This is a genomic window from Agrobacterium sp. NPDC058088 (assembly GCF_042885035.1).
Classification (GTDB): Bacteria; Pseudomonadota; Alphaproteobacteria; order Rhizobiales; family Rhizobiaceae; genus Agrobacterium.
This window is the reverse complement of sequence record NZ_JBHVSU010000002.1, coordinates 121,511-145,722: the sequence shown is the minus strand read 5'-3', so window position 1 is coordinate 145,722 and position 24,212 is coordinate 121,511. Positions and strand designations below refer to the sequence as shown.

Sequence of the window (24,212 nt, the reverse complement as noted above, 5' to 3'; positions counted from 1 at the left end):
CCACGAGCATGACATGGCAGAGCCCGATTGCGCCGGGACTATCCTGGTATCAGGCAACCGTCGGCGAGCGGCCGGACTATCCGGCGCTCGACGGGTCGAAGCAGGTTGATGTCGCGATCATCGGCGGTGGTTATACCGGCCTACAGGCCGCCTGTAACCTTGCCGAAAATGGCGTCTCAGTCGCCCTCATCGAGGCGCATCGTTTCGGCGATGGCGCTTCCGGCCGCAATGGCGGCCAGTTCGGCACCGGCCAGCGCTCCTTCCCCGATGAGATGGAAGGCGAGATCGGCTTCGAGCAATCCAAGCTGCTGTTCGACATTGCCGAGGACGCCAAGAATTACGTGCGCGATTTCGCCAGCAGCCGCGGCATCGACATGGACTATCTGCCGGGGCAGCTTTATGTGGCGCACAAGGCGGCCTATGAGGACGACTATCGGCGCAGCGTCGATGCGATGAACAACCGCTATGGTTATCCGCATATTTCCTACATGGAACGCGGCGAGGCGCGCAAACGCGTCGGCTCCACCCATTATTTCGGCGGCACACGCGATACAGGCACCGGCCATATCCACCCGCTGAAGCTGCTGGTAGGGCTTGCGAAAGCGGCGAAAGATGCGGGCGCCCAAGTTTACGAGATGACGCCTGCGAAATCGATCCGGCAGGCCGGCGGAAAGACTGTCATCGAAACGCCCTTGGGCACCATCACCGCGCCACGCGTGCTGATTGCCACCAATGCCTATATCGGCAATCTGGAGCCGGTCACGGCCGCACACATCATGCCGATCCGCTCCTTCATCGGCGCCACCGCACCGCTCGACGCCTATCCCGACATCATTCCCGGCAAGGAGGCGGTGGCAGACTCTCGCTTCGTGGTACGCTACTTCCGCAAGACAGCCGATAACCGGCTGCTGTTCGGCGGGCGTGAGGCCTATACGGCCGATACGCCACGCGATATCTCAACCCATATCCGCCGGCAGATCGCGGAAATCTATCCCGAGCTGAAGGCCGTCGACATCACCCATTCCTGGGGCGGCTCCGTCGGCATCACGCTTCCACGGTCGGTCTTCGTGCGCGAGGTCATGCCCGGCGTCACCTCCATCGGCGGATATTCCGGCCACGGGGTGATGTTGTCGAATTATTGCGGCAAGCTTTATGCTGATCTGGTTCTCGGCAAAAAGGACATGCTGGCGCCCTTCGCGCGGCTAAAGGTGCCCGCCTTCCCCGGCGGTGCATCTCTGCGTGCGCCGCTGCTTTTCCTGGCGCTCTCGTGGTTCGCGTTGCGGGACAGGTTTTAGGCTAATGTTTACAGACTATTGCTGGCGGCAGACGAGTTGGCGCAAGCAAAATTTATAATTTCACATAACTGAGTCTGGCATTTTTAAATCGATTAGATTATTGATGCCCCAACCTTTGAAGATCGAGAGAATCGATATGAGCAGTCAGATCATCCCTGTTGAACCTTTTGATTGTGTCGTTTTCGGCGGCACGGGCGATCTTGCCGAGCGCAAGCTTCTGCCGGCCCTTTATCACCGGCAGATCGAAGGTCAGTTCACGGAGCCGACACGCATCATCGGCGCGTCGCGTTCGGTCATGAGCCACGAGGAATATCGCAAATTCGCGCAGGACGCGCTGAAGGAGCACCTGAAGGCCGGCGAATACGATGACGCGCAGGTTGCAGTGTTCCTGAACAGGCTTTTCTACGTGCCTGTTGATGCCAAGGGCAGCAATGGCTGGGACGTGCTGAAGAAGCTGCTGGACGAGGGCAAGGAGCGCGTGCGCGCCTTCTATCTGGCCGTCGCCCCGGGTATTTTCGGCGATATCGCCGATAAGATTCGTGAGCACAAGCTGATCACCCGCTCGACCCGTATCGTCGTTGAAAAGCCGATCGGCCGCGATCTCGCTTCCGCGCAGGAGCTGAACGACACCATCGGCCACGTCTTCAAGGAAGAGCAGATCTTCCGTATCGACCACTATCTCGGCAAGGAGACGGTGCAGAACCTGATGGCGCTTCGTTTCGCCAACGCTCTCTATGAGCCGCTGTGGAATTCCGCCCATATCGACCACGTGCAGATTACCGTTGCCGAAGCTGTCGGCCTTGAAGGCCGCGCCGGTTATTACGACAAGGCCGGCGCGCTGCGCGACATGGTGCAGAACCATATCCTTCAGCTGCTTTGCCTCGTCGCCATGGAGCCGCCCGCTTCGATGAAATCGGAAGCCGTGCGCGACGAAAAGCTGAAGGTCCTGCGTTCGCTGAAGCCGATCGATACCAGCAATGTCGAAAAGCTGACGGTTCGCGGCCAGTACCGTGCCGGCGCTTCCGCCGGCGGCCCAGTCAAGGGTTATCTGGAAGAGTTGGAAGGCGGCGTTTCCAACACCGAAACCTTCGTCGCCATCAAGGCTGAAATCGCCAACTGGCGCTGGGCCGGCGTTCCTTTCTACATTCGCACCGGTAAACGCCTCGCGACCCGCGTTTCGGAAATCGTCGTTACCTTCAAGCAGATTCCGCATTCGATCTTCGATGATGCGGCCGGCAAGATCGAGGCCAACAAGCTGGTCATTCGCCTGCAGCCGGATGAAGGCGTCAAGCAGTCGCTGCTCATCAAGGACCCCGGCCCGGGCGGCATGCGCCTGCGTCAGGTTTCGCTGGACATGAGCTTTGCCGAAGCCTTCAACGTGCGCAGCCCCGATGCCTATGAGCGGCTGCTGATGGACACGATCCGCTCCAACCAGACGCTGTTCATGCGCCGCGACGAGGTCGAGGCTGCCTGGGACTGGGTCGACCCTATCCTGAAGAGCTGGGAAGAGCTTGGTCAGGGGGTACAGGGCTACACGGCAGGCACCTGGGGTCCGAGCGGTTCCATCGCGCTGATCGAGCGTGACGGCCGCACCTGGCATGATGCCGACTGAGGGCGGGCGATGAGCGAAACGATTCACGTCTTCGATAACCCCGCAGCGCTGGCGACAGCGCTTGCGACGGAGGTTGCCAAACGCCTCGATGAGGCAACCAAGGAACGGGGGACTGCAAGCATTGCGGTCTCTGGCGGATCAACGCCGAAGCTATTTTTTCAGGCGCTGTCCCAACACGATCTCGACTGGCCCAATATCAGCGTGACGCTGGTGGACGAGCGTTTCGTACCACCGGAAAACGAGCGATCGAACCATCGTCTCGTTGCCGAGAACCTGTTGCAGAACAAGGCGAAGGCGGCTTATTTTGTGCCCCTGTTCCAGCCAGCCGCCTCGCCGGAAGACGCGGCAACCCTTGCGACCGTCAAGACCGAAGCGATCTGCGATCCTTTCGATGTCGTCATTCTCGGCATGGGAACGGATGGCCATACGGCATCGTTCTTCCCCGGTGGAGACAATCTCTACGAAGCGCTTGATCTCGATGAACCGCGCGGCGTTCTGACCATGGCGGCGGAAAATGCCGGCGAGGAGCGATTGACCTTCAACTTCTCCAGCCTGCAAGATGCCGGTTTCTTGGTTCTGCATATCGAAGGTGCAGCCAAAAAGGCGACGCTGGAGAAAGCGCAGTCCGGTGAGGATGAGGATGAAATGCCCGTCCGCGCCGTGCTGAACCGGGCCGAAACGCCCGTGGATATATACTGGGCGCCATAAGCCAACGCGGTTGCCGCCACTGCGGCCCACGACAAGCGCCCCGAAGACATGAAGACTGAACCACGACAACCGGCCGCTCACCTCCCGGAACGCCGGTTGCCGACCAACGAACAGGATGAACGCCCATGTCCGCCGATTCCCGCATTCAGGCAATTACCGCCCGCATCGTCGAACGTTCCAAGCCCTACCGCGAGACCTATCTCGAGCGGCTGCGGCTGCAGGTTTCCAAAGGCGTTCACCGTTCCGTGCTTTCCTGCGGCAACCTTGCGCATGGATTTGCGGTCTGTTCCCCCGCCGACAAGGACATCCTTGCCGGCGACCGGGTTCCCAATCTCGGCATCATCACCGCCTATAACGACATGCTGTCGGCACACCAGCCCTATGAGACCTTCCCGGCGATCATTCGCGATGCGGCGAAGGAAGCGGGCGGCATCGCTCAGGTTGCCGGCGCGGTTCCCGCCATGTGTGACGGCGTGACGCAAGGCCAGCCCGGCATGGAGCTGTCGCTGTTTTCCCGAGATGCCATCGCCATGGCTGCCGGCATCGGCCTGTCGCACAACATGTTCGATGCCGCTGTTTATCTCGGCGTCTGCGACAAGATCGTGCCCGGCCTGGTCATTGCGGCCCTCGCCTTCGGTCACCTGCCCGCCGTCTTCGTTCCCGCCGGCCCGATGACGTCAGGCCTGCCGAATGACGAGAAGTCGCGTATTCGCCAGCTTTATGCCGAAGGCAAAGTCGGTCGCGCCGAACTGCTCGAAGCGGAATCCAAATCCTATCACGGCCCCGGCACCTGCACCTTCTACGGCACCGCCAATTCCAACCAGATGCTGATGGAAATCATGGGCTTTCATATGCCCGGCTCCTCTTTCATCAATCCCGGCACGCCGTTGCGTGACGCGCTGACCCGTGAAGCTGCCAAGCGCGCGCTCGCCATCACCGCGCAGGGCAATGAATTCACGCCCGCTGGCGAGATGATTGACGAACGGTCGGTCGTCAACGGCGTCGTCGGTCTGCATGCGACGGGCGGTTCCACCAACCACACCATGCATCTGATCGCCATGGCGCGTGCCGCCGGCATAATCCTTACCTGGCAGGATATTTCCGATCTTTCGGATATCGTGCCGCTGCTCGCCCGCGTTTACCCCAACGGTCTTGCCGATGTGAACCATTTCCACGCTGCCGGCGGCATGGGCTTCCTCATCAAGCAGCTGTTGAAACAGGGCTTCGTGCATGATGACGTGCGCACCGTCTTCGGACAGGGGCTTGCAGCCTACACCGTGGATGCACTGCTGGATGAGAAGGGCGCGATCACCCGCCAGCCCTCCCCCGAACAGAGCCATGACCCGAAGGTTCTTTCCAGCATCGAAACCCCGTTCCAGCCAACGGGCGGCCTGAAGATGCTGACGGGCAATCTCGGCAAATCGGTCATCAAGATTTCCGCCGTCAAGCCGGAACGCCACATCATCGAAGCACCGGCGATCGTTTTCCATGACCAGCAGGAACTTCAGGACGCCTTCAAGGACGGCAAGCTCAACCGCGATTTCATCGCCGTCGTCCGCTTCCAGGGGCCGAAGGCCAATGGCATGCCGGAACTGCACCGCCTGACACCGCCGCTCGGCGTTTTGCAGGATCGCGGTTTCAAGGTGGCGCTGGTGACGGACGGTCGCATGTCCGGCGCATCCGGCAAGGTGCCGGCCGCCATCCATGTCACGCCGGAAGCTTCCGACTGTGGCCCGATCTCGCTTATCCGCGATGGCGACATCATCCGTCTCGACGCTATTTCGGGAACGCTGGAAGTGCTCGTTTCCGCCGCCGAACTGGCGAAACGCGAACCGGCGCGGGCTGATCTCTCCGGTAATGAATGGGGCATGGGCCGCGAATTGTTCGCTCCATTCCGCCGCAATGCTGGCCCGGCCGATCAGGGCGCCAGCGTTCTGTTCCATTGACCTTCCGAAAGGCGAGGACCGATGCGGTTTTCGCCTTTCAACCCCGCTTTGCGACATCTCCTGTACGCACCCTTCTTGCCGGGTGAGCCGGCACAGAAACCGCTTTATTTCCCATATCTTTAACGTCAGACTTGTCATGCGGCTGTGATGATCGCCCTATAGGGCCATCTCGACCAGCCGCGGGACGATGGCGCAGTTTTGAATGATGGGGCCTGACATGACGATTTTCTCAAGCAAACGCCGCGATGTGCTGAGGCTTATGGCTGGCACTGCGATGTTGCCGCTGATGACGGCGGCAACCTCTGTCATGGCACAGGACGTGGGCCTGCGTGCGATCGTCATCTCCGACCTGCATTCGGCCTATGAGCGTATCGGACAGCTTCTCGCGGCCATCGAAACGCGTATCGCCGCCGACAAGACGCCCCACCTCATCTTGTTGAATGGAGACCTTTTCGAACTCGGCAATGCGGTGGCCACACGTTCGGCCGGCGAAATCGAATGGACCTTCCTTGCGGCGCTCGCCAAGCTTGCTCCCACGGTCGTCAATATCGGCAATCATGAGCCCGATATTGACAATGACCTGGCCAGTTTCGTTACCCGCGCCCGCGCGCTCGGCATCACCGTACTTTCCAACGTCATCGACAAGCGCAGCGGCAAGCCCTATGCCGCTGCTAGCGCCGAAATGAACGTCGGCGGACAGCACATCATAGTGGCAGGCATCGCCACCAATGCGATCAACACCTACCCGAAGGCGACGCGCGAAATGCTCGACATTCCGCAGCCCGTGGAATGGGCCAAGGCCAATCTTCCCGGTATCGTCAAACCGGGCGCGATCAACATCGTTCTTAGCCATGCCGGCATCGTTGCCGACCGCGATATACTGCCGCTGCTGCCGGATGGGACGTTGCTTGTTGGCGGCCATGACCATCTGAACTTCGTGCATGAACAGGGCGCCACCCGCTATGTCCATACCGGCTCATGGTGCACCTCCATGACGCTGGCAACCATTGCGGCGCCCGGAAAGGCTGTGGCTATCGAGACGATCGCCATCGATCGCGCCGCTCCCGCATCCCCTGCCCTCAAGGGCCTGATCGAGCAGACGCTTGCAAAGCACCTGACCGCGGAAGAACGGGAAGTTGTCGGCAAATCGGTGAAGGCGATGACTGTCGATGAGGCGGGCCGCCATGTGGCGCAGCTTATAGCCGCAAAAACCGGGGCGGATGTCGGTTTCGTCGGCCACACCTCCTTCGGTGCGGGCCTGCCCGAGGGCGAAATCCGCCGTTATGATTTCAATGCCTCGCTGCGTTTCGACGGAAAGCTGATGGTAACGGAAGTGGATGGCGAGGCGCTTGCGCAAATCCTCAAACGCTGCAACCAGGATGGCGACATCCCGCTCGCCGCGCGCACTGGCGACTATCTGTACGCCATGCCGGATAAGCCGGAGAAGAAAGAGCGCTACAAGCTGGTCTGCAACGACTGGTCCGCGACCAACCAGAAATCCTATTTCGGCCGCGGCGACCTGACCTTCACCGAGGTGCCGGATGTGAAACTGAAGCAGACGGCTCTGGGCGGGCTTTCTTAAGACCGCAGATATCAGGCCTTAGAACGACCTGATATCCAGCTTCCGGTCCTTGTGCGCCGGGTGTGTGCTGAACACGAAGATGCGGTCCATTTCTTTCTGCGTCAACATGCGCAGGAAGCGGACGTGGATGGTGTTGTTGGCGTTGACGCGCAACATGACGCAACCGATTTTGCTGATGCGGGCATCGGGAATATCGAGATAAAACTGGTTCGGCAGGTTATATTTCGTTATCAGCGCCAGCACTGCTTCGGTCTGTGAAATGCGGATGACATCGCAGCGGCGCGCCGCCATGTGCATGACGGCCTTTTCGGTATATTCGATGCGTGCCGCATTCATGGTATCTTCCATGCGGAACCGGCTTTCGCGGTCGTACATGAAGGATTCTTCCTTGCTCAGGTAATGGTTCCTGATGACACCCCCACTGCTCTGCACGCCCGGACTCCCATGCTCATTCAATGGGTCGAGACTAGGCCATAGTCTTTAACAATTCATATCAGCGCAGGCTTAAACAGACCGGAAGCGAGACATTTCCGGCGTTTTTCCACAAGGGCAAAAAAGGCCATGAAAAAACCCCGGAATGAGGATGTTCCGGGGTGTGTTTTTCAGAGCTATGTTCCCTATGGCCGGTAGGTTTTGCCCGTGGCGTCAAAGAGGTGAAGCTTTTCCTGAGGCGCCGCAAACCGGAGCGTTTCACCCTTGCTGACGGAAACAATGCCCGGCACCTTGACGATGATCGGCTCCTGCCCCTTCGGCGCCTCGAGATAAAGCAGCGTCACTTCGCCCAGAGCCTCGACGATCGAGACTTTGCCTTCGAAAAGATAGTCATCGCCGGTGACAACGCTGAGGTCCTCTGGCCTCACGCCAAAGCTTGCGGCCTTGCCCTGCTCGGTAGCGGGTGTCGGAACATTGACGGCCAGTGTCTTGCCGCCGGAAAGTTCGATTGACGTGCGCTCGCCGGTTCTGACGATCTTCGCCGAGATGATGTTCATGGCGGGCGAGCCGATGAACTTCGCCACGAAAAGATTGGCCGGTCTCTCGTAAAGTTCGAGCGGCGGGCCGACCTGTTCCACACTGCCGGCATTCAAAACAACGATGCGGTCCGCCAGCGTCATCGCCTCCACCTGATCGTGGGTGACGTAGATCATCGTCGTATCAGCCATCTGCTCGTTGAGCTTGGCGATTTCAATGCGCGTGGCGACACGCAGCGCCGCATCAAGGTTCGAAAGCGGCTCATCGAACAGGAAGACCTTGGGATTGCGGCAGATGGCGCGGCCAATCGCAACACGCTGGCGCTGGCCGCCTGACAGAGCCTTGGGCAGACGTTCCAGATATTGCGTCAGCTGCAGGATTTCGGCGGCGGCGCGGACGCGGCGGTCGATTTCCTGCTTGTTTTCCTTGGCGATCTTCATGCCAAAGGCCATGTTGTCATAGACCGTCATGTGCGGATAGAGCGCGTAGGACTGGAACACCATGGCGATGCCGCGTCTTGAAGGCGGGATTTCATTGACGAGCTGGCCGTCAATAAACATCTCGCCGCCGGTAATTTCCTCCAGGCCGGCGATCATGCGCAGAAGCGTCGATTTTCCGCAGCCGGACGGGCCGACGAAAACGATGAATTCGCCCTGTTCGATCGAAAGATCGATGCCGTGCAGTACCTTCACCTGCCCGTAGGATTTGCGGATATCCTTGAGAACGAGACTTGTCATGGGTTTTCCTCCCTGTCTTATCAGGCGTAACGGGCGAAGAAAGCGCCCCATGCCGGAAGTTCTACGCTTCTGCCCTCAAGGCCGCTTGCAAAGCCATGGCCTTCTAGAACCTCCCAGTTCCCTTCCGGCAATGTGGCTTTTGCCGGTGTTGCGGACAAGTTGAAAAGGCATAGAACGGTTTCGTTGCCGAGCTTGCGGGTATAGCTCAGCACATCACCCTCAACCGGCTGGAACTCTATGCCGCCCTTGGCGAAAGCCGGGTGTTGTTTGCGGAATGCGAGGAAGCGGCGGTAATGCTCCAACACCGAAGCCGCGTTGCCCTGCTGGGCGCTGACGGCGCGTTGCTTGTGTTCGGTCGGAATGGGCAGCCACGTCTTATCGGCCGTCGAGAAACCGGCCTGCGCATGGCCGGCGTCCCATACCATCGGCGTACGGCAACCGTCGCGGCCCTTGAATTCAGGCCAGAACTGAATGCCGTAAGGATCCTGCAAATCTTCGAAAGCGATATCGGCTTCGGTGAGGCCGAGTTCTTCGCCCTCATAGATGCAGACGGAACCGCGCTGGGTCATGAGGAGTGCCGACAGCACCTTCGCGAAAGCATCCTTGTCCTCGACATGTTCGCCCCAGCGGCTGACATGGCGCACGACATCATGGTTGGAGAAAGCCCAGCAGGCCCAGCCTTCCGGGGCAGCTCTGGCAAAATCCGCCTGCACATCGGCAACGCGCTGCGGGGTCAGCGCATCCGGCGCGAGGAATTCAAAGGCGTAGCACATCTGCATCTTGTCATCGCCAGACGTATATTCGCCCACGATCTCGAGACCACGCTGGCTGTCGCCCACTTCGCCGACAGCGGCGATGTCAGGGAATTCGTCCAGCACCGCGCGGAAGCGTTTCAGGAAGGCGATGTTTTCCGGGCGGTTCTTGTCGTAGAGATGTTCCTGGAAGTTATAGGGATTGACCGCAGGCGCGGTGGAAGCATTGCGGCGCTCTGGCGCCAGCGCCGGATTGTCGCGCAGCTCAAGATCATGGAAATAGAAGTTGATGGTGTCGAGGCGGAAACCATCGACGCCGCGCTTCAGCCAGAAGCGGGTGATATCAAGCAGCTCTTCCTGAACTTCCGGATTATGCAGGTTGAGGTCCGGCTGCGAGGTCAGGAAGTTGTGCATGTAATATTGCATGCGGGTCGGGTCCCACTGCCAGCCCGAGCCGCCGAAGATCGACAGCCAGTTGTTGGGCGGCGTGCCATCCGGCTTGCTGTCCGACCAGACGTACCAGTCGGATTTTGCATTGTTGCGGCTGGCGCGGCTTTCCACGAACCACGGATGCTGGTCCGAGGTGTGCGACATAACGAGATCGATCATGACGCGGACGCCGAGGCGGTGGGCTTCGGCAATCAGCCCGTCAAAATCGGCAAGCGTGCCGAACATCGGATCGACATCGACATAATTCGAGACGTCGTAACCGAAATCCTTCATCGGCGAGGTGAAGAAGGGTGAAATCCAGATCGCATCGGCACCGAGGCCAGCGATGTGATGGAGGCGGTCGGTGATACCCTTGAGATCGCCAATGCCGTCGCCATTGGAGTCCTGATAGGAGCGCGGATAGATCTGATAGATAACAGCGCCGCGCCACCAATCCTTGTTGGGCGTCAAAGCGGAAGTCACCGAAGCGGTCATGGAAGTGTCCTGTGTGGTATGGGCGTTCATGGGATGATCAGCCTCCCTTGACGGAGCCTGCCAGCAGGCCACGCACGAGATAACGTTGAAGAGCGAAGAAAACGCCGAGCGGCACGACGATGGTGACAAAGGCCGAGGCGGTAAGAATTTCCCAGTTGCCGCCGCGCGAACCGAGCAGCGCGTTAAGCGCGCCTGTCAGCACCAGCTCGTCCTTCTGCGTGCCGAGGAAGACCATAGCGACGAGAAGGTCGTTCCAGGTCCAAAGGAACTGGAAGATGGCGAAGGAGGCGAGCGCGGGGAAAGACAGCGGCAGGATGATCTTGACGAAGATTTCGAAGTCGCTTGCGCCATCGACACGGGCGCTTTCGATGATCTCTTTCGGCAAGCCGGAAATATAGTTGCGCAGCAGGTAAATGGCGAGCGGCAGGCCGAAGGCGGTGTGCGCCAGCCAGATCCCAGCATAGGTCTTGGACGGCACGCCGAAGATGGTGCCAATTTCATTGTACAGTCTCAGAAGCGGGATCAGCGACATCTGCAACGGCACGACGATCAGGCCCACCACCATGGCAATCAGCAGATTGCGGCCGGAAAAGTTCATCCATGACAGGGCATAGGCGGCAAAGGCGGCGATGAGGATGGGGATGACGGTTGCGGGCACGGCGACCGTAAGCGAGTTGACGAAGGACTGGCCAATGCCTTCCGATGTCAGCACCGTACGGTAATTGTCGAGGGTGAAGACGGGCGGCGTTGCGACGGAGATGTAAACACGCTTGCCGCGCGTGCCTTCGAAGCTGGACGTCCTGCTGAATTGGTAGGTGCCATCCTCGTTGACCAGCAGCGTTTCGCCATCGCCGATATCGGCGGCTTCACCTGCCTTGAAGGCTGTCGGCTCCTGCACTCGAACGCCGAAGGCTGCGACCTTGCCGCCCTGTCCGTTCTCAAAAACGTTGCCGGATATTACGTAACGGCTGCCATCCTGTTTCTGAACCGAGGCATCGGCCAGACGGACGGCTTGCGTTTGTTCGGAACTCGAAAAAGCGGTCCACCAGCCCGACACCGTGATCTGGTCCTTGTCGCGCAGCGAACTTACGAGAATGCCGAGCGTGGGCAAGAGCCAGAGCAGCACGACGATCAGAACGCTGGCGTGGACGATGAGGCGCGGCAGGCCGACGCGGCGAAGGCGTTTGATGATATTCATCTCAGCGGCCCTCCATCTCGCGGTTGGCCTGGCGGATGTTCCAGACCATGATCGGGGTGACGGCCGCCATGATGATGAGCGCTATGACGGCACTTCGGCCGCTATCGCCGCCGCCGCGGAACATCCAATCGAACATCAGGTTGGCGAGAACCATGGTGTTCCATTGCCCGTTAGTCATGGTCAGCACGATATCGAAGACCTTCAGCACGAGAATGGTGATCGTCGTCCAGACGACGGCGATGGTGCCCCAGATCTGCGGAACCATGATCTTCCAGAAGATCTGCCAGCCATTGGCGCCATCGATGACGGCCGCCTCGATGGTTTCTTCCGGAATTCCGCGCAGTGCTGCGGACAGGATGACCATGGCGAAACCAGTCTGAATCCAGATGAGGATGACCATCAGGAAAAAGTTGTTCCAGAAGGGCATGGAAATCCAGACCTGCGGATTGCCACCGAAAAACTCGACGATGGCGTTGAGCAGGCCGATCTGCACCTGGCCCTCGGCGCGGTATTCATAGATGAACTTCCAGATGACGGAAGCGCCGACGAAGGAGATCGCCATCGGCATGAAGACGATGGACTTGGCGATGTTGCCCCACCAGATACGGTCCGTCATGACAGCGATAACGAGGCCGAAGAAGGTGCAGGCGGCCGGTACGACGGCGAGCCAGAGGATGTTGTTGAAGATCGACTGGCGGAAACCGGCATCGAAAAACGCCCAGCGATAATTGGCGAGACCGACGAATTCGCTGCCGGTGCGGTCGTAGAAGGAGAGGATCAGCGTTGCGATGACGGGATACACAAGATAGACGAGCAGAAGGATTAGCGCCGGGCCGATGAACAGCCACGGCCGGACGGCGGCACGGCGGTTCAAGTTTCGGGATGCGTGAATGACGTCTCCCGAGCGAACCGGAAAAATCGCCTGAAGCGCCTTGTCGGATAACCAGTAATAGGCAGCGCAGGCAAAAACGCCAGCCACCATGACGCCGATGGCAGACACGAGTTGTTGAGCCATGGTCCCCTCCCTTGATCCTCCCCGCGCCGCGCTGATAATGCGGTCGTCGGGCCGTTCTTGCGGACAAGGCCCAGCAGCGAACCACCGGGCCTCGTTTCAATCCATGTTACTTCAGGCCGTCCCAGGCCTTCTGGATATCGCTCGCGACCTGATCGGCCGACTTGCCACCGACGAAATCGATCATGCCGGTCCAGAAAGCGCCTGCACCGATTTTGCCGGGCATCAGGTCGGAACCGTCAAAGCCGAAGGTCGTCGCCGTGGTCAGGATTTCGCCCTGACGCTTCATCTGCTCATTGGCATAGGTTTCGACATTCACACCCTTGTACGGCGTCAGGAAGCTGGACTGCGCCATCCACACTTCATGGGCGATCGGCGTTTGCAGGAATTGGACGAATGCCTTGGCAGCCGGCGCTTCCTTGGTGATGGTGACGAGCGTGCCGGCCCCCAGAACCGGCTTGCCGAGCTCAGGCTTTGAGGCATAGGTCGGCATGTAGAAGAAATCCGCATCCGTTCCGACCTTGGTTCCCGCTGGGAAGAAGGACGGGACGAACGATGCCTGATGGTGCAGGTAGCACTTCGGCGGAATGTCGAAGAGGCCCTTGGGGCTGTCGCGGAAGTCGGTGGAGGCCACGGCCGCAACGCCGCCACTGACATATTTCTCGTTCTTGGCGAATTTGCCGAATTCGTTGATCGCCGCAACAACGGCCGGATCGGTGAATTTCACCTCGTTGGTCGTCCACTTCTGGTAGACATCCAGCGGCTGGGTGCGCAGCATCAGGTCTTCGACCCAGTCGGTTGCCGGCCAGCCGGTCGCACCACCGGAGCCGAGACCAATGCACCAGGGCGTGCCGCCATCGGCGACGATCTGTTCGGTGAGCTTGAGCAGGTCTTCCATGCTCTCGGGCACCTTATAGCCCGCTTCTTCGAAATTCTCAGGCACATACCAGACGAGCGACTTCACATCCGCCTTGAAGGGGAAAGCGAAATAGGCCTTGTTGCCGTCCTTACCCTTATAACTGCCGAGATCGACCCAGGATTTGCCCGCGCCGTAATTTTCCTCGACCCATTTGGCCGTGTCGTCGCCGAGCGGCACAAGAAAACCCTTGGCGGCGAGATCGGCGAGAAGGCCAGGCTGCGGCAAAATGGCAATATTGGGCGGCGAGCCGGCCTGTGTGTCGATGACGATCTGCTGCTCGTAGTTTTCCGACGAGGAATAACGGACATTCACGCCCGTTGCGTCAGCAAAATAGGCGAGTACGGACTGGAACAAAGCCTCGTCCTCACCACGCCACGGGCCGAAAATCGTCAGCGTCTGGCCTTTAAGGTCAGCATGGGCTGCCTTGAAGTCTTCGTAGCTTTTCCAGTTGAACTTGGCATCAGCGCCCGGCGCGAATTTCAGATCGGCGGCAAAGGCCGAACCCGACAGCAGCACGATTGAAGCAGCCGTCGCCAAAAGGGTCTTCCGCATGTGATTTACCTCCCATCACATAAAAGGCTCAAAGCGTCCTCTCCAATCAAAGCGCTTTGGCTGCCTATTCATCTCATTGTCATCAAGATGGAGTCAAGAGGCTCTTTATTCGGAAACGCTGCCTCACCTAAGAAACAGTCATATTGATTTAGGAAGGCGGCTATCATTTTCGATTGAGAAAAGCGGATGGGGCTGTTAAAAATCTAAAGCGCTTTGGGAAAATGAGGAGTGGCTTTTGGCCTTTTCCCAGCGCGCGCATGGAGGAATGACAGACATGAACCTGAAACAGCTGTCGCAACTGCTGGGGATTTCGCAGACGACCATCAGCAGGGCGCTCAACGGCTATCCCGAGGTCAGCGCGGAAACCCGCCGCCGCGTCATGGAAGCTGCTGAAAAGACGGGATATCGCCCCAACGCGGCAGCGCAGCGGCTGGCAACGGGTAAAGTCGGCTCTATCGGTCTCGTGATGCCGATTGGTGAGCATCATCGTTCCGACGTGCATTTCGGCGAATTCTTAAGCGGTCTCGGCGAGGAGGCATCGCGCAGCGGCTTTCATCTCGTCATCATGCCGACAGAGCCGGAAAAAGAGCGGGAAGCCCTCCGTGGGCTGGCGGCCAGCGGCAGTGTCGACGGTATATATCTCGCCTATATGAAGAAGAATGACCCCCGCATCGCCATGATGCAGTCACTCTCCCTGCCCTTCCTCGTGCATGGCCGCTCCATCGGGGTGGAAGATGATTATCCCTATCTCGATGTGGATAACGAGGGCGCCTTTCACGATGCAACCCAACTCCTCCTGCAGCTTGGCCATACGCGCATCGGCCTACTGAATGGCCCGGAGGGTTATGATTTCGCTTATCGTCGCTGTCTTGGGGTCGAAAAGGCGCTGGCGGCCAATGGCCTGACATTACATGCCAGCAACAAGAGACACAGCAGCATGACCGACGAGGAAGGTTATCTCGGCATGGAGGCATTGCTCTCACGCCCGGAAAAACCGACCGCCATTCTCTGCGCCAGTACCGCGCTCGCGCTCGGCGCGATCCGTTCGCTCAACCAGCGGGGCTTGAAGCCCGGCAAGGATATTTCCCTCATCGCCCATGATGATGTGCTGCCGCTGCTGAAACCCGATAACTTCTCAGTGCCGCTCACCACCACCCGCTCGTCGCTGAGGGCAGCAGGCGTCCGCGTGGGCCAGCGCCTGATCAATCGCATCAAGAACGACCAGACGGAGCCCCATCAGGAACTCTGGAAGGCGGAACTGGTGGTGCGTGCCTCGACGGGGCCGGCTCCGAAAGCGTAGCCGGCCGTTTCAACCGCCTAGAATTTCGGTGCCGCCAGGCCTTCGGCGCGATGAGCGGCGATGACGGTGTTTGCCATCAGCATCGCGATCGTCATCGGGCCGACACCACCGGGGACAGGGGTAATGGCCGCGGCAACGGCGCTTGCTTCATCATAGGCGACGTCGCCCACCAGCCTCGACTTGCCTTCGCCCTTTTCGGGTGCGGGTATGCGGTTGATGCCGACGTCGATGACGGTCGCGCCCGGCTTCACCCAGTCGCCCTTCACCATCGCCGCGCGGCCAACCGCCGCCACCAGAATATCCGCCGTCTTGCAAATGCCGGCCAGATCCTTAGTGCGCGAATGCGCCATCGTCACCGTGGCGTTGGCATTGAGCAGAAGCTGGCCCATGGGCTTGCCGAAAAGGTTGGAGCGGCCGATGACAACGGCGGTCAGGCCCGAGAGATCATCGCCGTGAATGCCACGCACCAGGAGCATGGCGCCGGCAGGCGTGCAGGAAATGAGGCCGGTGGCGAGATCGCCGGTCGCAAGCTTGCCGGCATTCAAGACGCTCAGGCCGTCAACATCCTTCTCGGGCAGGATCGACTGGATGACTTCATCCGAATTGAAATGTTTCGGCAGCGGCAACTGCACCAGAATGCCGTGGATGGAGGCATCGGCATTCAATTCGCCGACCAGCTTCAGGAGATCCGCTTGCGTGATTTCTTCCGGCAGCGTGTGCTGGATGGAGTTGAAACCGCATTGCTTGGCCATCTTGCTCTTGGAATTCACGTAAGCGTGGCTGGCCGGATCATTTCCGACGATGACAACCGCGAGACCAGGCTTTACGCCCTTTTCCGCCTCAAGCGCTTCTGCCGATATGCGGACCGCCTCCGTTACCGAAGCCGCCTTCGCCTTCCCGTCAATCACAACTGCCATGCGTCCTGCTCCTGCTGGGTTACGTAGGCTCCGTATGGTGCCCCCTTCGCAGGAATGCAAGCTAAAATGCGGCGTTTTCAGGCTGTTTTGCGGTAGGCTTCACGGCGATCGGCGTAATCGGTAAGGCACTCCCTCAGGAACGCCAGTTCCCGTCGCAATTCCATCAGTTCCTCGGCTTCGGCCTGTGCATGGTCGAAGTCCCCGGCAAGGGCTTCTGCCAGAAGCGGCGGCAGCCCTGATGAAGCAGGATCGGCCGTTCTGACGGTGCGATTGCCCATCAGCACCTGCCGCACACGTTCGTCCAGCGGCATATCATCCGCGTCATTTGCAGCCTCGCCGTAATAGTCGGCAAAGCTATCCTCTTCCGCCTCGACACTTGTCTCCGCGGCGACAGGCTGCAGGTCGTCGAATACGGCCGGTTCGATCGGCTCGAATTCCGAAAACTGTGGCGCGGCGACCAAGTGAGCTCGTTCCTCGCCGGTTTCAGCGGTCGAAACGGCCTCCTCCTCCTCGTCATGGCGGCGGTAGCTTAGGAGATAGAGACTGCCCAGCAGGCCGACCAGCGCTCCGCCGCCCGCCAGCATGGCGGCCTGCGTCAGGTCGCGGGACAATTCGCCCGGACCAGCCTTCTTCGCCAGACGGGTTTCGATGGCAGGCGTTGTCGAGGCCGTCAGGTCGCGGCGTTCGCTTGCCTCCAGATAGATATTTCGCGCCGTTTCCAGCTCGTCATGCAATCTGGAGAATTCATCGGGCGCGACACCCAGCGCATTCAGGCGGTCGAGATGTGTCTTCTGCTCGCCAGTGGCGGTGGCGATCTCCTGATTGACGCGCTTTTCGTCCGCCCGCAGGCCCTCGACCAACTGGCGCAGTGCGGGGGCAGCAAGTGCCTGCGCGGCATCCACGGCATTCTGGGCGGCGATGCGGCGGGGATGTTTCGGGCCGTAATCCACCGATACTCCGGCAAGCGCCATGCTGGCACTTGCCTGTTTCTGCCTGACATCCTCAAGCGCCGAAAAAGCGGTGCCTGATGGCAGCGGTTTGGAGTAAACGTCACTCGGCTTTAGGGCCAAAGCCGCAGCCAGATCGGCTTGGAGAGACTGTTTCTGCCGGGTGGCCCGTGCAAGACTGTCGTTGACGTCACGCAATTGCTGCTCGAGCTGCTGTGCTTCGGTCATCACGGCATCGCCATGGCGCATCTGGAAACCATTCACGGCGGCTTCGGCTTCATCCAGCTTCTTCCGTGCCCTTTCCATCTCGCGCATGGCGGGCGTCATCGTGCCGGCCTTGCCATCCGCCATCACGCGCATCGAAAGATAGTCCGTCAGCCGCATGGCCATTTCTGGTGTCGCGGCCTTGGCGGTAACGACCAGCATATTTTCATCGGGCGTCAGTTCCAGCCGGATTGCCTCGCCGACTGCGCCATTCAGCGCCTCCCGCGGGGAAACCACGCGCGCATGCGTGCCCGTCAGGAGATCGAACAGCAGGCCAAACTCGCCCTGATTGCGAACGCCGAGCATATCGGCAGGTTTCAGCTTCAGATCGGCCGTTACCCGCTCAAGCCCGGAGGGCGAAAGCAGGGTACGCCGCGCCATCGCCAGAAAACGGGACGCATCCGGGGCGTCGTAACCAGTCTGAGTAACCTCGATCCGGGCCTGCGACACATAACCGCGAAAACCGGAATCGATGAGCAGCAGCGGAATGGCCGCGCCCGCCAGCGTGGCGGCCGCGACGCAGCCTGCCGTCAGCAGCCGCAGACAATGCCTGCGCCACTGCGACACGGGCGTGGAAAAATCATCCCCCTCGGGACGGATCGCCATCATATCCGGATTGTCATCAACCATCTGAAGCCGTCTGCCACCCTCGGCGCCGCCCGCAACGGGCGACTGTCAAAACCTTACGAGAGGTTAAAGGATCGTGGCAAACAAATGGTTAACAGGGCACTGCACGGCCTGATATCAGTTCTTGCCGAGCGCGATGTGCCAGGGTTCGGCGCAAAGGCTGTAGAGCCAGCTCATATGCAGCTTGCGGAAAATGTCCGGCATGCCGGCCACTTCCGACGACAGAACCTTGAACAGGGGGCCGACTGCAATGGTGACACGCGCATCGTCTCGGCTGACGGTGCGGTGCAACCATGTCTCCTGATTTTCCTTGAGCATTCCCGCCAGGAGCACATCCACCTTCACACCGGAGGCATCCTGGTTCAGCATGACGAAGTCGTGCCAGGGCGCATGCGCACGCAGCCGGGCAAGCACCTCGCCGACCTGTGCCGCATCGTCACCCGCCACACCGATGCGTTTCGGCACCGCCATATAGGTCAGAAGCGCCATGGTGAAGGCAACACCATCGATGCTGGCGGGCAGAGGCTTGCCATGCTCCACGCGTGCGGCCGCTTTCATGCCCTTGCCCTGCGGCAGAAGCAGGCAGCTTTCCAGAATTTGCCGATAAGCGGTATCCTTGAGCGACAGCTTCGCCTTCTCGATGGTGAGGAAGGAGAGCATCGTGTGCCCCTCACGGGCCGAAGCCTTGCCGCTGACCAGCTCGAGTGCGCCGTTCCAGTCTAGATCACAGACGCGCAGCCCGTGGATATTCCGCTGCAATCCCTGGCGCGCAAAACCTGACGCGAAACTCATTGCCAACCCCCAAATACCAAACCGATCGCCACCTGCCCGGCGCATGGTCTGCGGGGCGGTGGTTCATGGTTTTGTTATACAGGTGCTGGTTGAATTTTGCTTGAAAGCAATCTCTCGAATGCGCACGGACGGAGCAGGAGATAATTAACCAGAGCGCTTCGCGTCGCCGGAGCCCTCTTACCGTCAGTGGCTGGGTGTCGCAGCCTCTGCTGCTTCAGCTTTCTCACCCTCGACGAGCTTGACCGAGCGCGGCGTGCCGTTGCCGTTCTGCTCGCGGATGTCGGCTTTCGACAGGTAGTCGAGCTGTTCGATCAGCACGTCTTCAACCACCTCGTCATCAAGCTTTTTGTTCAGCCCCTCACGGATGCGCTGCTTGAAAGCATCAGGATCGAAGGTGGAGATATTGGCGATGTTGACCATAGAAGAACCGGCCAGCAGCGTGAACAATTCATCGGTCATCAGTTGCGTTGCCGGCAGCTCGATCTTCGCCATCTTGGCCCTGTCGACACGCAGCGAAATGCGGCTGAGGAAATAACCGTTCACGCCGCCATCATTGATGACGGGGATCGTGATGCTTTCGCCTTTGACCAGTTGCAGATCGGCTTTTTTTGCCCCCGCCTCATCCGGCGTCGGCGCCGTCGCCATCTGGACGGAGAAATACACCGCGCCGAGCGTGACGGCGCAAACCCAGACGCCGGTGAGAAGAAGCTTCAACATCAGGAGGCTGCGCCGTAGAGAAACTGCTCCTGGGAATAGGTGCCGTCCGTATCGGCTTCCTGGATAGCGTTCTTGAGCAGATCCGCGACAGCGCGAACCGCGTTCAGATGCGCCTCGACGCGGCTGGCATTGGTGGCGAGCTTGGACTTGATGCCCTTCACCTGCTCCATGTAACCGGCGGCGATTTCCTCGTGCGGTGTATCGCGCACAAGCATCGTCAGCTCATAAAGGCAACGGCTTTTATGGGCGTTGGAGACCTTGAAGTCGAACTGGGGGTCCTTACCGATATTGTCGTTCTCGTTGTCGATGATCATCTCAAGGCGGCCGAGAACGGATTGGATACGGTGGTCGTTCGACATAAGGTCCATGCTTGTCTCCTCGTTAAGGTTTTTCATTCTCAAGCCTCGTCCGTTTTATCATTGGAAACGCCGAGGACCTGCCGTTCGAACTCCGCCACCATCCGAATTGCAGCATTATGATCTTTGTCATTCATCGATACGTCGGTAATGCCTTTGCTTTCGGCTTTCCGAAGCGCATCCTTGTATGCCTGCTCTGCAATGCCGACGCCGCCATTTCTGGAAATCGTGTCGGCAAACTGTTCGGCCATCATGCTCTTCCAGATTTCACCGGCATTACCCTTGCCGTAAACCTCCTCGCTGTCTTTCGGCAGCATGTTGGCAACGAAGGTCTGGAGGACAGAGGCCTCATATTTGCGATATGTTTCGGGAATTTCCGTGCGCGCCGAGCGAATGTTGGTATTGCCGAGGCCAGCTTTCGAAGAGGCGCCATCCAGCATATCGACGGCAGCGCCGAAGCCCTTGCCGGAATCGGCGAGGCTGGTTGCGGCAAAAGCCGCCTTGTTCGCCTTCAATTTCTCCTGGGCGACCTGTACTTCCTGGGGATCCGCCGCACGAACCACATCCATCACCAGATCGCTTATAACCGATATCGCCACGTCCCGAACTCCCGAGCCGGTGAACGTGCCGACGCAAAACGGCGCGTTCACTCAATCAAGAAGCACCGCGGAAGGTTTGTTTAAGAACACCCGCGATGCAACAACGGGAAGACTATGAATCGCCAACCTTGCTGGAGGCTGGTGTCTGCGAAACATTCGTCATTTCCAGCAAATCGTAGATTGCATTATCATCGGCCTCGCGGTCTTCGAGATCGCGGGCAATATGCATCCGGTCCTCCAACCGGTCGGCCTTGGTCTTTTCCTTCAGGACCTTGTTTTCCTGAAAATGCTGAACACCTTCAAGCTGGCGGTCCTGGACGACGAGACGGCCATAGCGATCCGAATAATGCCTGGAGAAAGTCTGATGCACGGGCTCCATGGAGCTCATGGCCTCCAGCGTGCTCTCCATCGATTGTGCCACTTCGGTACGTGCACGGGTGGTGTCGGCCAATTCCACCTCGGCCATTTTTTCCATGTGCCGCTGGACCGTTACCAGACGTTTTAGCTTTTCAGAGCGTTTGTCCGAAGCCATGGCGTCTCCTTTCGATCAAAAACCGATAAAGACCGGGCCGAACCCATCCACGAATTGCCGGATGAGGGCCGCGACCGACAGGTAGAGCATGAAAAGACCGCCCGCCAGGACGAACGGTGTCGAGATGAAGAAGACCGGGATTTGCGGCGCCAGCTTGTTGATGAGACCGACCGCGACGTTGAACATCAGGCCGTAGATCACAAAGGGGCTCGCCAGCCGCAGCATGATCGAAAAGGATGCCCGCAGTGTATCCGTCAGCGTAATCAGCATCTTCTGGCCGCTAATCAGCGCGCCGACGGGCGTGGCGGTATAGGAATCCACAAGCGCCTTCAGGACGATGTGGTGGAAATCCATCATGAACAGCACCAGCAGTCCACCGAAGGTGATGAAGTTGGCGATCTGATTTTCCTGCACGTCTTCGATAGGATCGGCGCCGCCCGGCGCACTGAGGCCGATGGAAGCGCCGATGAGCGCGCCGGTGAACTGAAAGCCGAGGGTGTAGAAGCGGGCAATCAGCCCATACATCGCGCCGATGAGGATTTCGGTGAAGATAAGGCCAACGACCGTGCCCTGGCTGGCACCGGAGACTTTGGGATAGATCGTATCCCACAGCACGGGCAGAAGCGCCATGGACACCGCGACACACAGAAGCATGCGAATCTGCGGCGAGATGCGCGAGCTGGAAAAGCCCGGCATGGTCATGAAGCAAGCGCCGATGCGGCAGATGGCAAGGAACAATGCAACGATTGTTCCCTGCGGGTCGGTGATCATGAAATGGCGCCCAGAATCTTGATCTCGAGACCCTTGGCCAGTTCCACATGCGAAAGAACCGGCAGGGTCGCAAAGAGTCGCTCGATAATCATGCGCACATAGGACCGCGTTTCCGGCGAGGTTACAAGGACAAAGGGCAGGCCGCGATCCATGAATTCACGGATAACTTTCGACGCCTCGTCGGAAAACTCCTCGAGATGGCGGGGATCGATGTCGAATTCGACGATCTCACCCTTCTGATCGCGCTTGAGCGCCTGATGAAAAACCATGTCCCACTTGTTGCCGAGACGCAGTACCCGCAGCACGCCGTTATCGGCGAGATCGCCGCAGAGTTGCTGTGACATGCGCACCCGCACATGTTCGACGATCTGCTCGGTCTTGCGTACATGCGGTGCAAGTTCAGCGACCGCTTCGAGAATGAGATGCAGGTTGCGGATCGACACACGCTCGGCAAGCAGCAACTTCAGCACCGCCTGCAGGCCGGAATAGGACATGTGTGATGAGCAGATTTCATCGGCCAGCTTCTTGTATTCGGGGTCGAGCCTGTCGATGAGGATCTTGACGTCCTTATAGGAGAGAAGCTGCGGCAGGTTGTTGCGGATAACCTCGCTCAGATGCGTCAGCACCACGGAGACGTTGTCGATCGGGTGGAAGCCTTCGCGCTTCAGATCCTCGGTGAAGGTTTCGAGGATCGAGACGGCTGGCATGCCGAAAGCGGGTTCGCGGATTTCGTCGCCCGGAATGCTTGGCTTGCGCCCTGCCCCCGTCACGACAAGAACATCGCCGACGCGCAGGTTGCTTGAAGCGATGGTCGTGCCGTGAACACGGATCTGATAGGCCTTTTCGGGGATCATGATGTCGTCGGAAACCTTGATCTCCGGCACGACGAAACCGTACTGCGACGCGAATTTCTTGCGCATCTTGCCGACGCGGAAAGCCAGCTCCTGATGCGCGCCAAGAAGGCGAGTGGAAACCTGCTTGCCGAGCGCCAGTTCGATTTCAGCGGTCTTCAGCACCTGCTTGACCGAATCCTTTTCCGCTTCGGTGGTCTGGAGAACCTTGTTCTCCTCCTCCTGGCGGCGGAGCGCGCTTTCGGCCTCCGCCTGGCGCGGAATATACCAGCTGCCGAAGGCCATGATGCCACCGAGGAACATGAACGGCAGGAAGGGAAGGCCCGGAATGATGGCCAGCAGTCCCATCAGCATGGCCGAGACCATGAGGGCGCGGGGATAACCACTCAGCTGATTGACAACAGCCTGATCCGTCGATCCGGCCGTGCCGCCGCGGGACACCAGAAGGCCGGCCGCCAGCGAGACGATCAGGGCCGGGATCTGCGAAACGATACCGTCACCGACCGAAAGCTTGACGAAAACGTCGGCCGCTTCGCCAATCGGCATGCCATGGCGGAAGTAACCGATGATGATGCCGCCGAAAATGTTGATCGCGGTGATGATGAGGCCGGCAATCGCGTCGCCGCGAACGAATTTAGAGGCACCGTCCATCGAGCCGAAGAAGGAGCTTTCCTCTTCCAGTTCCCGGCGACGACGCTGTGCTTCCTTTTCGTCGATGATGCCGGCGGACAAATCCGCGTCGATCGACATCTGCTTGCCGGGGATGGCGTCAAGGGTGAAGCGCGCGCCGACTTCCGCGATACGCGTCGCACCCTTGGTGATAACGATGAAGTTGACCGTGATCAGGATCAGGAAGACGATCAGACCGATCACGAAATCGCCGGACATGACGAGGCTGGAGAAACCCGCAATGACGCCCCCGGCCGCCGTCGGTCCCTCGCTGCCATGCGAGAGAATGACGCGCGTTGTCGCGATGTTCAGCGACAGGCGAATCATGGTCGCTATCAGCAGCACGGTCGGGAAAGACGAGAAGTCCAGGGGCCGCTGGATCCAGAGCGCCACCATGAGGATAAGGACCGAGAGCGCGATCGAAAAGGCAAGGCCAATATCGACCAGCATGACCGGAATAGGCAGGAAGAGGACGCAGAGGATCGCCACAATGCCAAGAGCGAAGCCGATATCACGCGCGCTCGGACTGACCTTCGGCAAGGAAATGACTGGTGGTTGCGCCATGAATTCGTCCTGTCTCTTCATGAGAAGGGCGACGGAAAAGCCGTCGCACGGTTCCGCGGCACCGACTCTCGAAAAGCGAACGCAATTCGGGCCGATGCTT

21 protein-coding genes are annotated in these 24,212 nt (G+C 59.4%); 6 read left to right on the top strand and 15 right to left on the bottom strand.

The window, feature by feature from the left end; translation table 11 throughout:
* Nucleotides 1–8: 8 nt before the first annotated feature.
* The 5 genes from ACFVTJ_RS06000 (at nucleotide 9) to ACFVTJ_RS05980 (ending at nucleotide 7,143) form a co-directional block, all read left to right on the top strand.
* A complete protein-coding gene (locus tag ACFVTJ_RS06000) occupies nucleotides 9–1,295 on the top strand; it encodes an NAD(P)/FAD-dependent oxidoreductase (protein WP_386905518.1) in 1,287 nt (428 codons plus the stop codon).
* A gap of 136 nt (nucleotides 1,296–1,431) precedes the next feature.
* Complete coding sequence (zwf, locus tag ACFVTJ_RS05995; protein ID WP_386905516.1) at nucleotides 1,432–2,907, top strand: glucose-6-phosphate dehydrogenase; 1,476 nt, start codon at nucleotides 1,432–1,434, stop codon at nucleotides 2,905–2,907.
* Between the two features lie 9 nt (nucleotides 2,908–2,916).
* A complete protein-coding gene (pgl, locus tag ACFVTJ_RS05990; RefSeq protein ID WP_386905514.1) occupies nucleotides 2,917–3,615 on the top strand; it encodes a 6-phosphogluconolactonase in 699 nt (232 codons plus the stop codon).
* A 125-nt stretch (nucleotides 3,616–3,740) separates the two neighbouring features.
* Entirely contained in the window at nucleotides 3,741–5,561 is a 1,821-nt protein-coding gene (edd, locus tag ACFVTJ_RS05985) for a phosphogluconate dehydratase (protein ID WP_386905512.1), read from the top strand.
* A 217-nt stretch (nucleotides 5,562–5,778) separates the two neighbouring features.
* Entirely contained in the window at nucleotides 5,779–7,143 is a 1,365-nt protein-coding gene (locus tag ACFVTJ_RS05980; protein ID WP_386905510.1) for a metallophosphoesterase, read from the top strand.
* Between the two features lie 18 nt (nucleotides 7,144–7,161).
* On the opposite strand, the gene ACFVTJ_RS05975 is transcribed toward ACFVTJ_RS05980, so the two are convergent.
* The 6 genes from ACFVTJ_RS05975 to ACFVTJ_RS05950 all read right to left on the bottom strand — a co-directional run bounded on the left by ACFVTJ_RS05975 (nucleotide 7,162) and on the right by ACFVTJ_RS05950 (nucleotide 14,206).
* Nucleotides 7,162–7,518: a hypothetical protein gene (locus tag ACFVTJ_RS05975; RefSeq protein ID WP_386906869.1), complete on the bottom strand. Its 357-nt coding sequence runs from the start codon at nucleotides 7,516–7,518 to the stop codon at nucleotides 7,162–7,164.
* Between the two features lie 242 nt (nucleotides 7,519–7,760).
* Nucleotides 7,761–8,849 carry an ABC transporter ATP-binding protein gene (locus ACFVTJ_RS05970; protein WP_386905508.1) on the bottom strand — a complete coding sequence of 363 codons (1,089 nt, stop codon included), beginning with the start codon at nucleotides 8,847–8,849 and terminating at the stop codon, nucleotides 7,761–7,763.
* A 20-nt stretch (nucleotides 8,850–8,869) separates the two neighbouring features.
* Entirely contained in the window at nucleotides 8,870–10,525 is a 1,656-nt protein-coding gene (locus tag ACFVTJ_RS05965; RefSeq protein WP_386906867.1) for an alpha-glucosidase family protein, read from the bottom strand.
* Nucleotides 10,526–10,562: 37 nt separating this feature from the next.
* Complete coding sequence (locus ACFVTJ_RS05960; RefSeq protein WP_386905506.1) at nucleotides 10,563–11,723, bottom strand: carbohydrate ABC transporter permease; 1,161 nt, start codon at nucleotides 11,721–11,723, stop codon at nucleotides 10,563–10,565.
* Nucleotide 11,724: 1 nt separating this feature from the next.
* Nucleotides 11,725–12,738 carry a carbohydrate ABC transporter permease gene (locus ACFVTJ_RS05955; protein ID WP_022555634.1) on the bottom strand — a complete coding sequence of 338 codons (1,014 nt, stop codon included), beginning with the start codon at nucleotides 12,736–12,738 and terminating at the stop codon, nucleotides 11,725–11,727.
* 106 nt (nucleotides 12,739–12,844) lie between these two features.
* Nucleotides 12,845–14,206 carry an ABC transporter substrate-binding protein gene (locus tag ACFVTJ_RS05950; RefSeq protein WP_386905503.1) on the bottom strand — a complete coding sequence of 454 codons (1,362 nt, stop codon included), beginning with the start codon at nucleotides 14,204–14,206 and terminating at the stop codon, nucleotides 12,845–12,847.
* 274 nt (nucleotides 14,207–14,480) lie between these two features.
* Here ACFVTJ_RS05950 and ACFVTJ_RS05945 point away from each other — a divergent pair, with 274 nt between their 5' ends.
* Nucleotides 14,481–15,506 (top strand): LacI family DNA-binding transcriptional regulator, encoded by a 1,026-nt coding sequence (locus ACFVTJ_RS05945; protein WP_386905501.1) that lies wholly within the window; start codon nucleotides 14,481–14,483, stop codon nucleotides 15,504–15,506.
* 17 nt (nucleotides 15,507–15,523) lie between these two features.
* Here the strand turns inward: ACFVTJ_RS05945 and ACFVTJ_RS05940 are convergent, their stop codons facing one another.
* The 9 genes from ACFVTJ_RS05940 to flhA form a co-directional block, all read right to left on the bottom strand.
* Complete coding sequence (locus tag ACFVTJ_RS05940) at nucleotides 15,524–16,423, bottom strand: bifunctional methylenetetrahydrofolate dehydrogenase/methenyltetrahydrofolate cyclohydrolase (protein ID WP_386905499.1); 900 nt, start codon at nucleotides 16,421–16,423, stop codon at nucleotides 15,524–15,526.
* Between the two features lie 77 nt (nucleotides 16,424–16,500).
* On the bottom strand, nucleotides 16,501–18,264 hold the full coding sequence (locus tag ACFVTJ_RS05935; protein WP_386905497.1) for a hypothetical protein: 1,764 nt from the start codon (nucleotides 18,262–18,264) through the stop codon (nucleotides 16,501–16,503).
* Between the two features lie 114 nt (nucleotides 18,265–18,378).
* Complete coding sequence (locus ACFVTJ_RS05930; RefSeq protein WP_386905495.1) at nucleotides 18,379–19,053, bottom strand: WecB/TagA/CpsF family glycosyltransferase; 675 nt, start codon at nucleotides 19,051–19,053, stop codon at nucleotides 18,379–18,381.
* Between the two features lie 183 nt (nucleotides 19,054–19,236).
* Nucleotides 19,237–19,770 carry a flagellar basal body-associated FliL family protein gene (locus ACFVTJ_RS05925; RefSeq protein WP_386905493.1) on the bottom strand — a complete coding sequence of 178 codons (534 nt, stop codon included), beginning with the start codon at nucleotides 19,768–19,770 and terminating at the stop codon, nucleotides 19,237–19,239.
* Nucleotides 19,770–20,138 carry a hypothetical protein gene (locus tag ACFVTJ_RS05920; RefSeq protein ID WP_386905492.1) on the bottom strand — a complete coding sequence of 123 codons (369 nt, stop codon included), beginning with the start codon at nucleotides 20,136–20,138 and terminating at the stop codon, nucleotides 19,770–19,772. The genes ACFVTJ_RS05925 and ACFVTJ_RS05920 overlap by 1 nt, the downstream gene beginning before the upstream one ends.
* A 29-nt stretch (nucleotides 20,139–20,167) precedes the next feature.
* Nucleotides 20,168–20,725 carry a rod-binding protein gene (locus ACFVTJ_RS05915; protein WP_386905490.1) on the bottom strand — a complete coding sequence of 186 codons (558 nt, stop codon included), beginning with the start codon at nucleotides 20,723–20,725 and terminating at the stop codon, nucleotides 20,168–20,170.
* 112 nt (nucleotides 20,726–20,837) lie between these two features.
* Nucleotides 20,838–21,257 (bottom strand): hypothetical protein, encoded by a 420-nt coding sequence (locus ACFVTJ_RS05910; RefSeq protein WP_386905488.1) that lies wholly within the window; start codon nucleotides 21,255–21,257, stop codon nucleotides 20,838–20,840.
* A gap of 15 nt (nucleotides 21,258–21,272) precedes the next feature.
* Complete coding sequence (fliR, locus tag ACFVTJ_RS05905; RefSeq protein WP_386905486.1) at nucleotides 21,273–22,028, bottom strand: flagellar biosynthetic protein FliR; 756 nt, start codon at nucleotides 22,026–22,028, stop codon at nucleotides 21,273–21,275.
* A complete protein-coding gene (gene flhA, locus ACFVTJ_RS05900; RefSeq protein ID WP_386905484.1) occupies nucleotides 22,025–24,112 on the bottom strand; it encodes a flagellar biosynthesis protein FlhA in 2,088 nt (695 codons plus the stop codon). The genes fliR and flhA overlap by 4 nt, the downstream gene beginning before the upstream one ends.
* Between the last annotated feature and the right edge of the window lie 100 nt (nucleotides 24,113–24,212).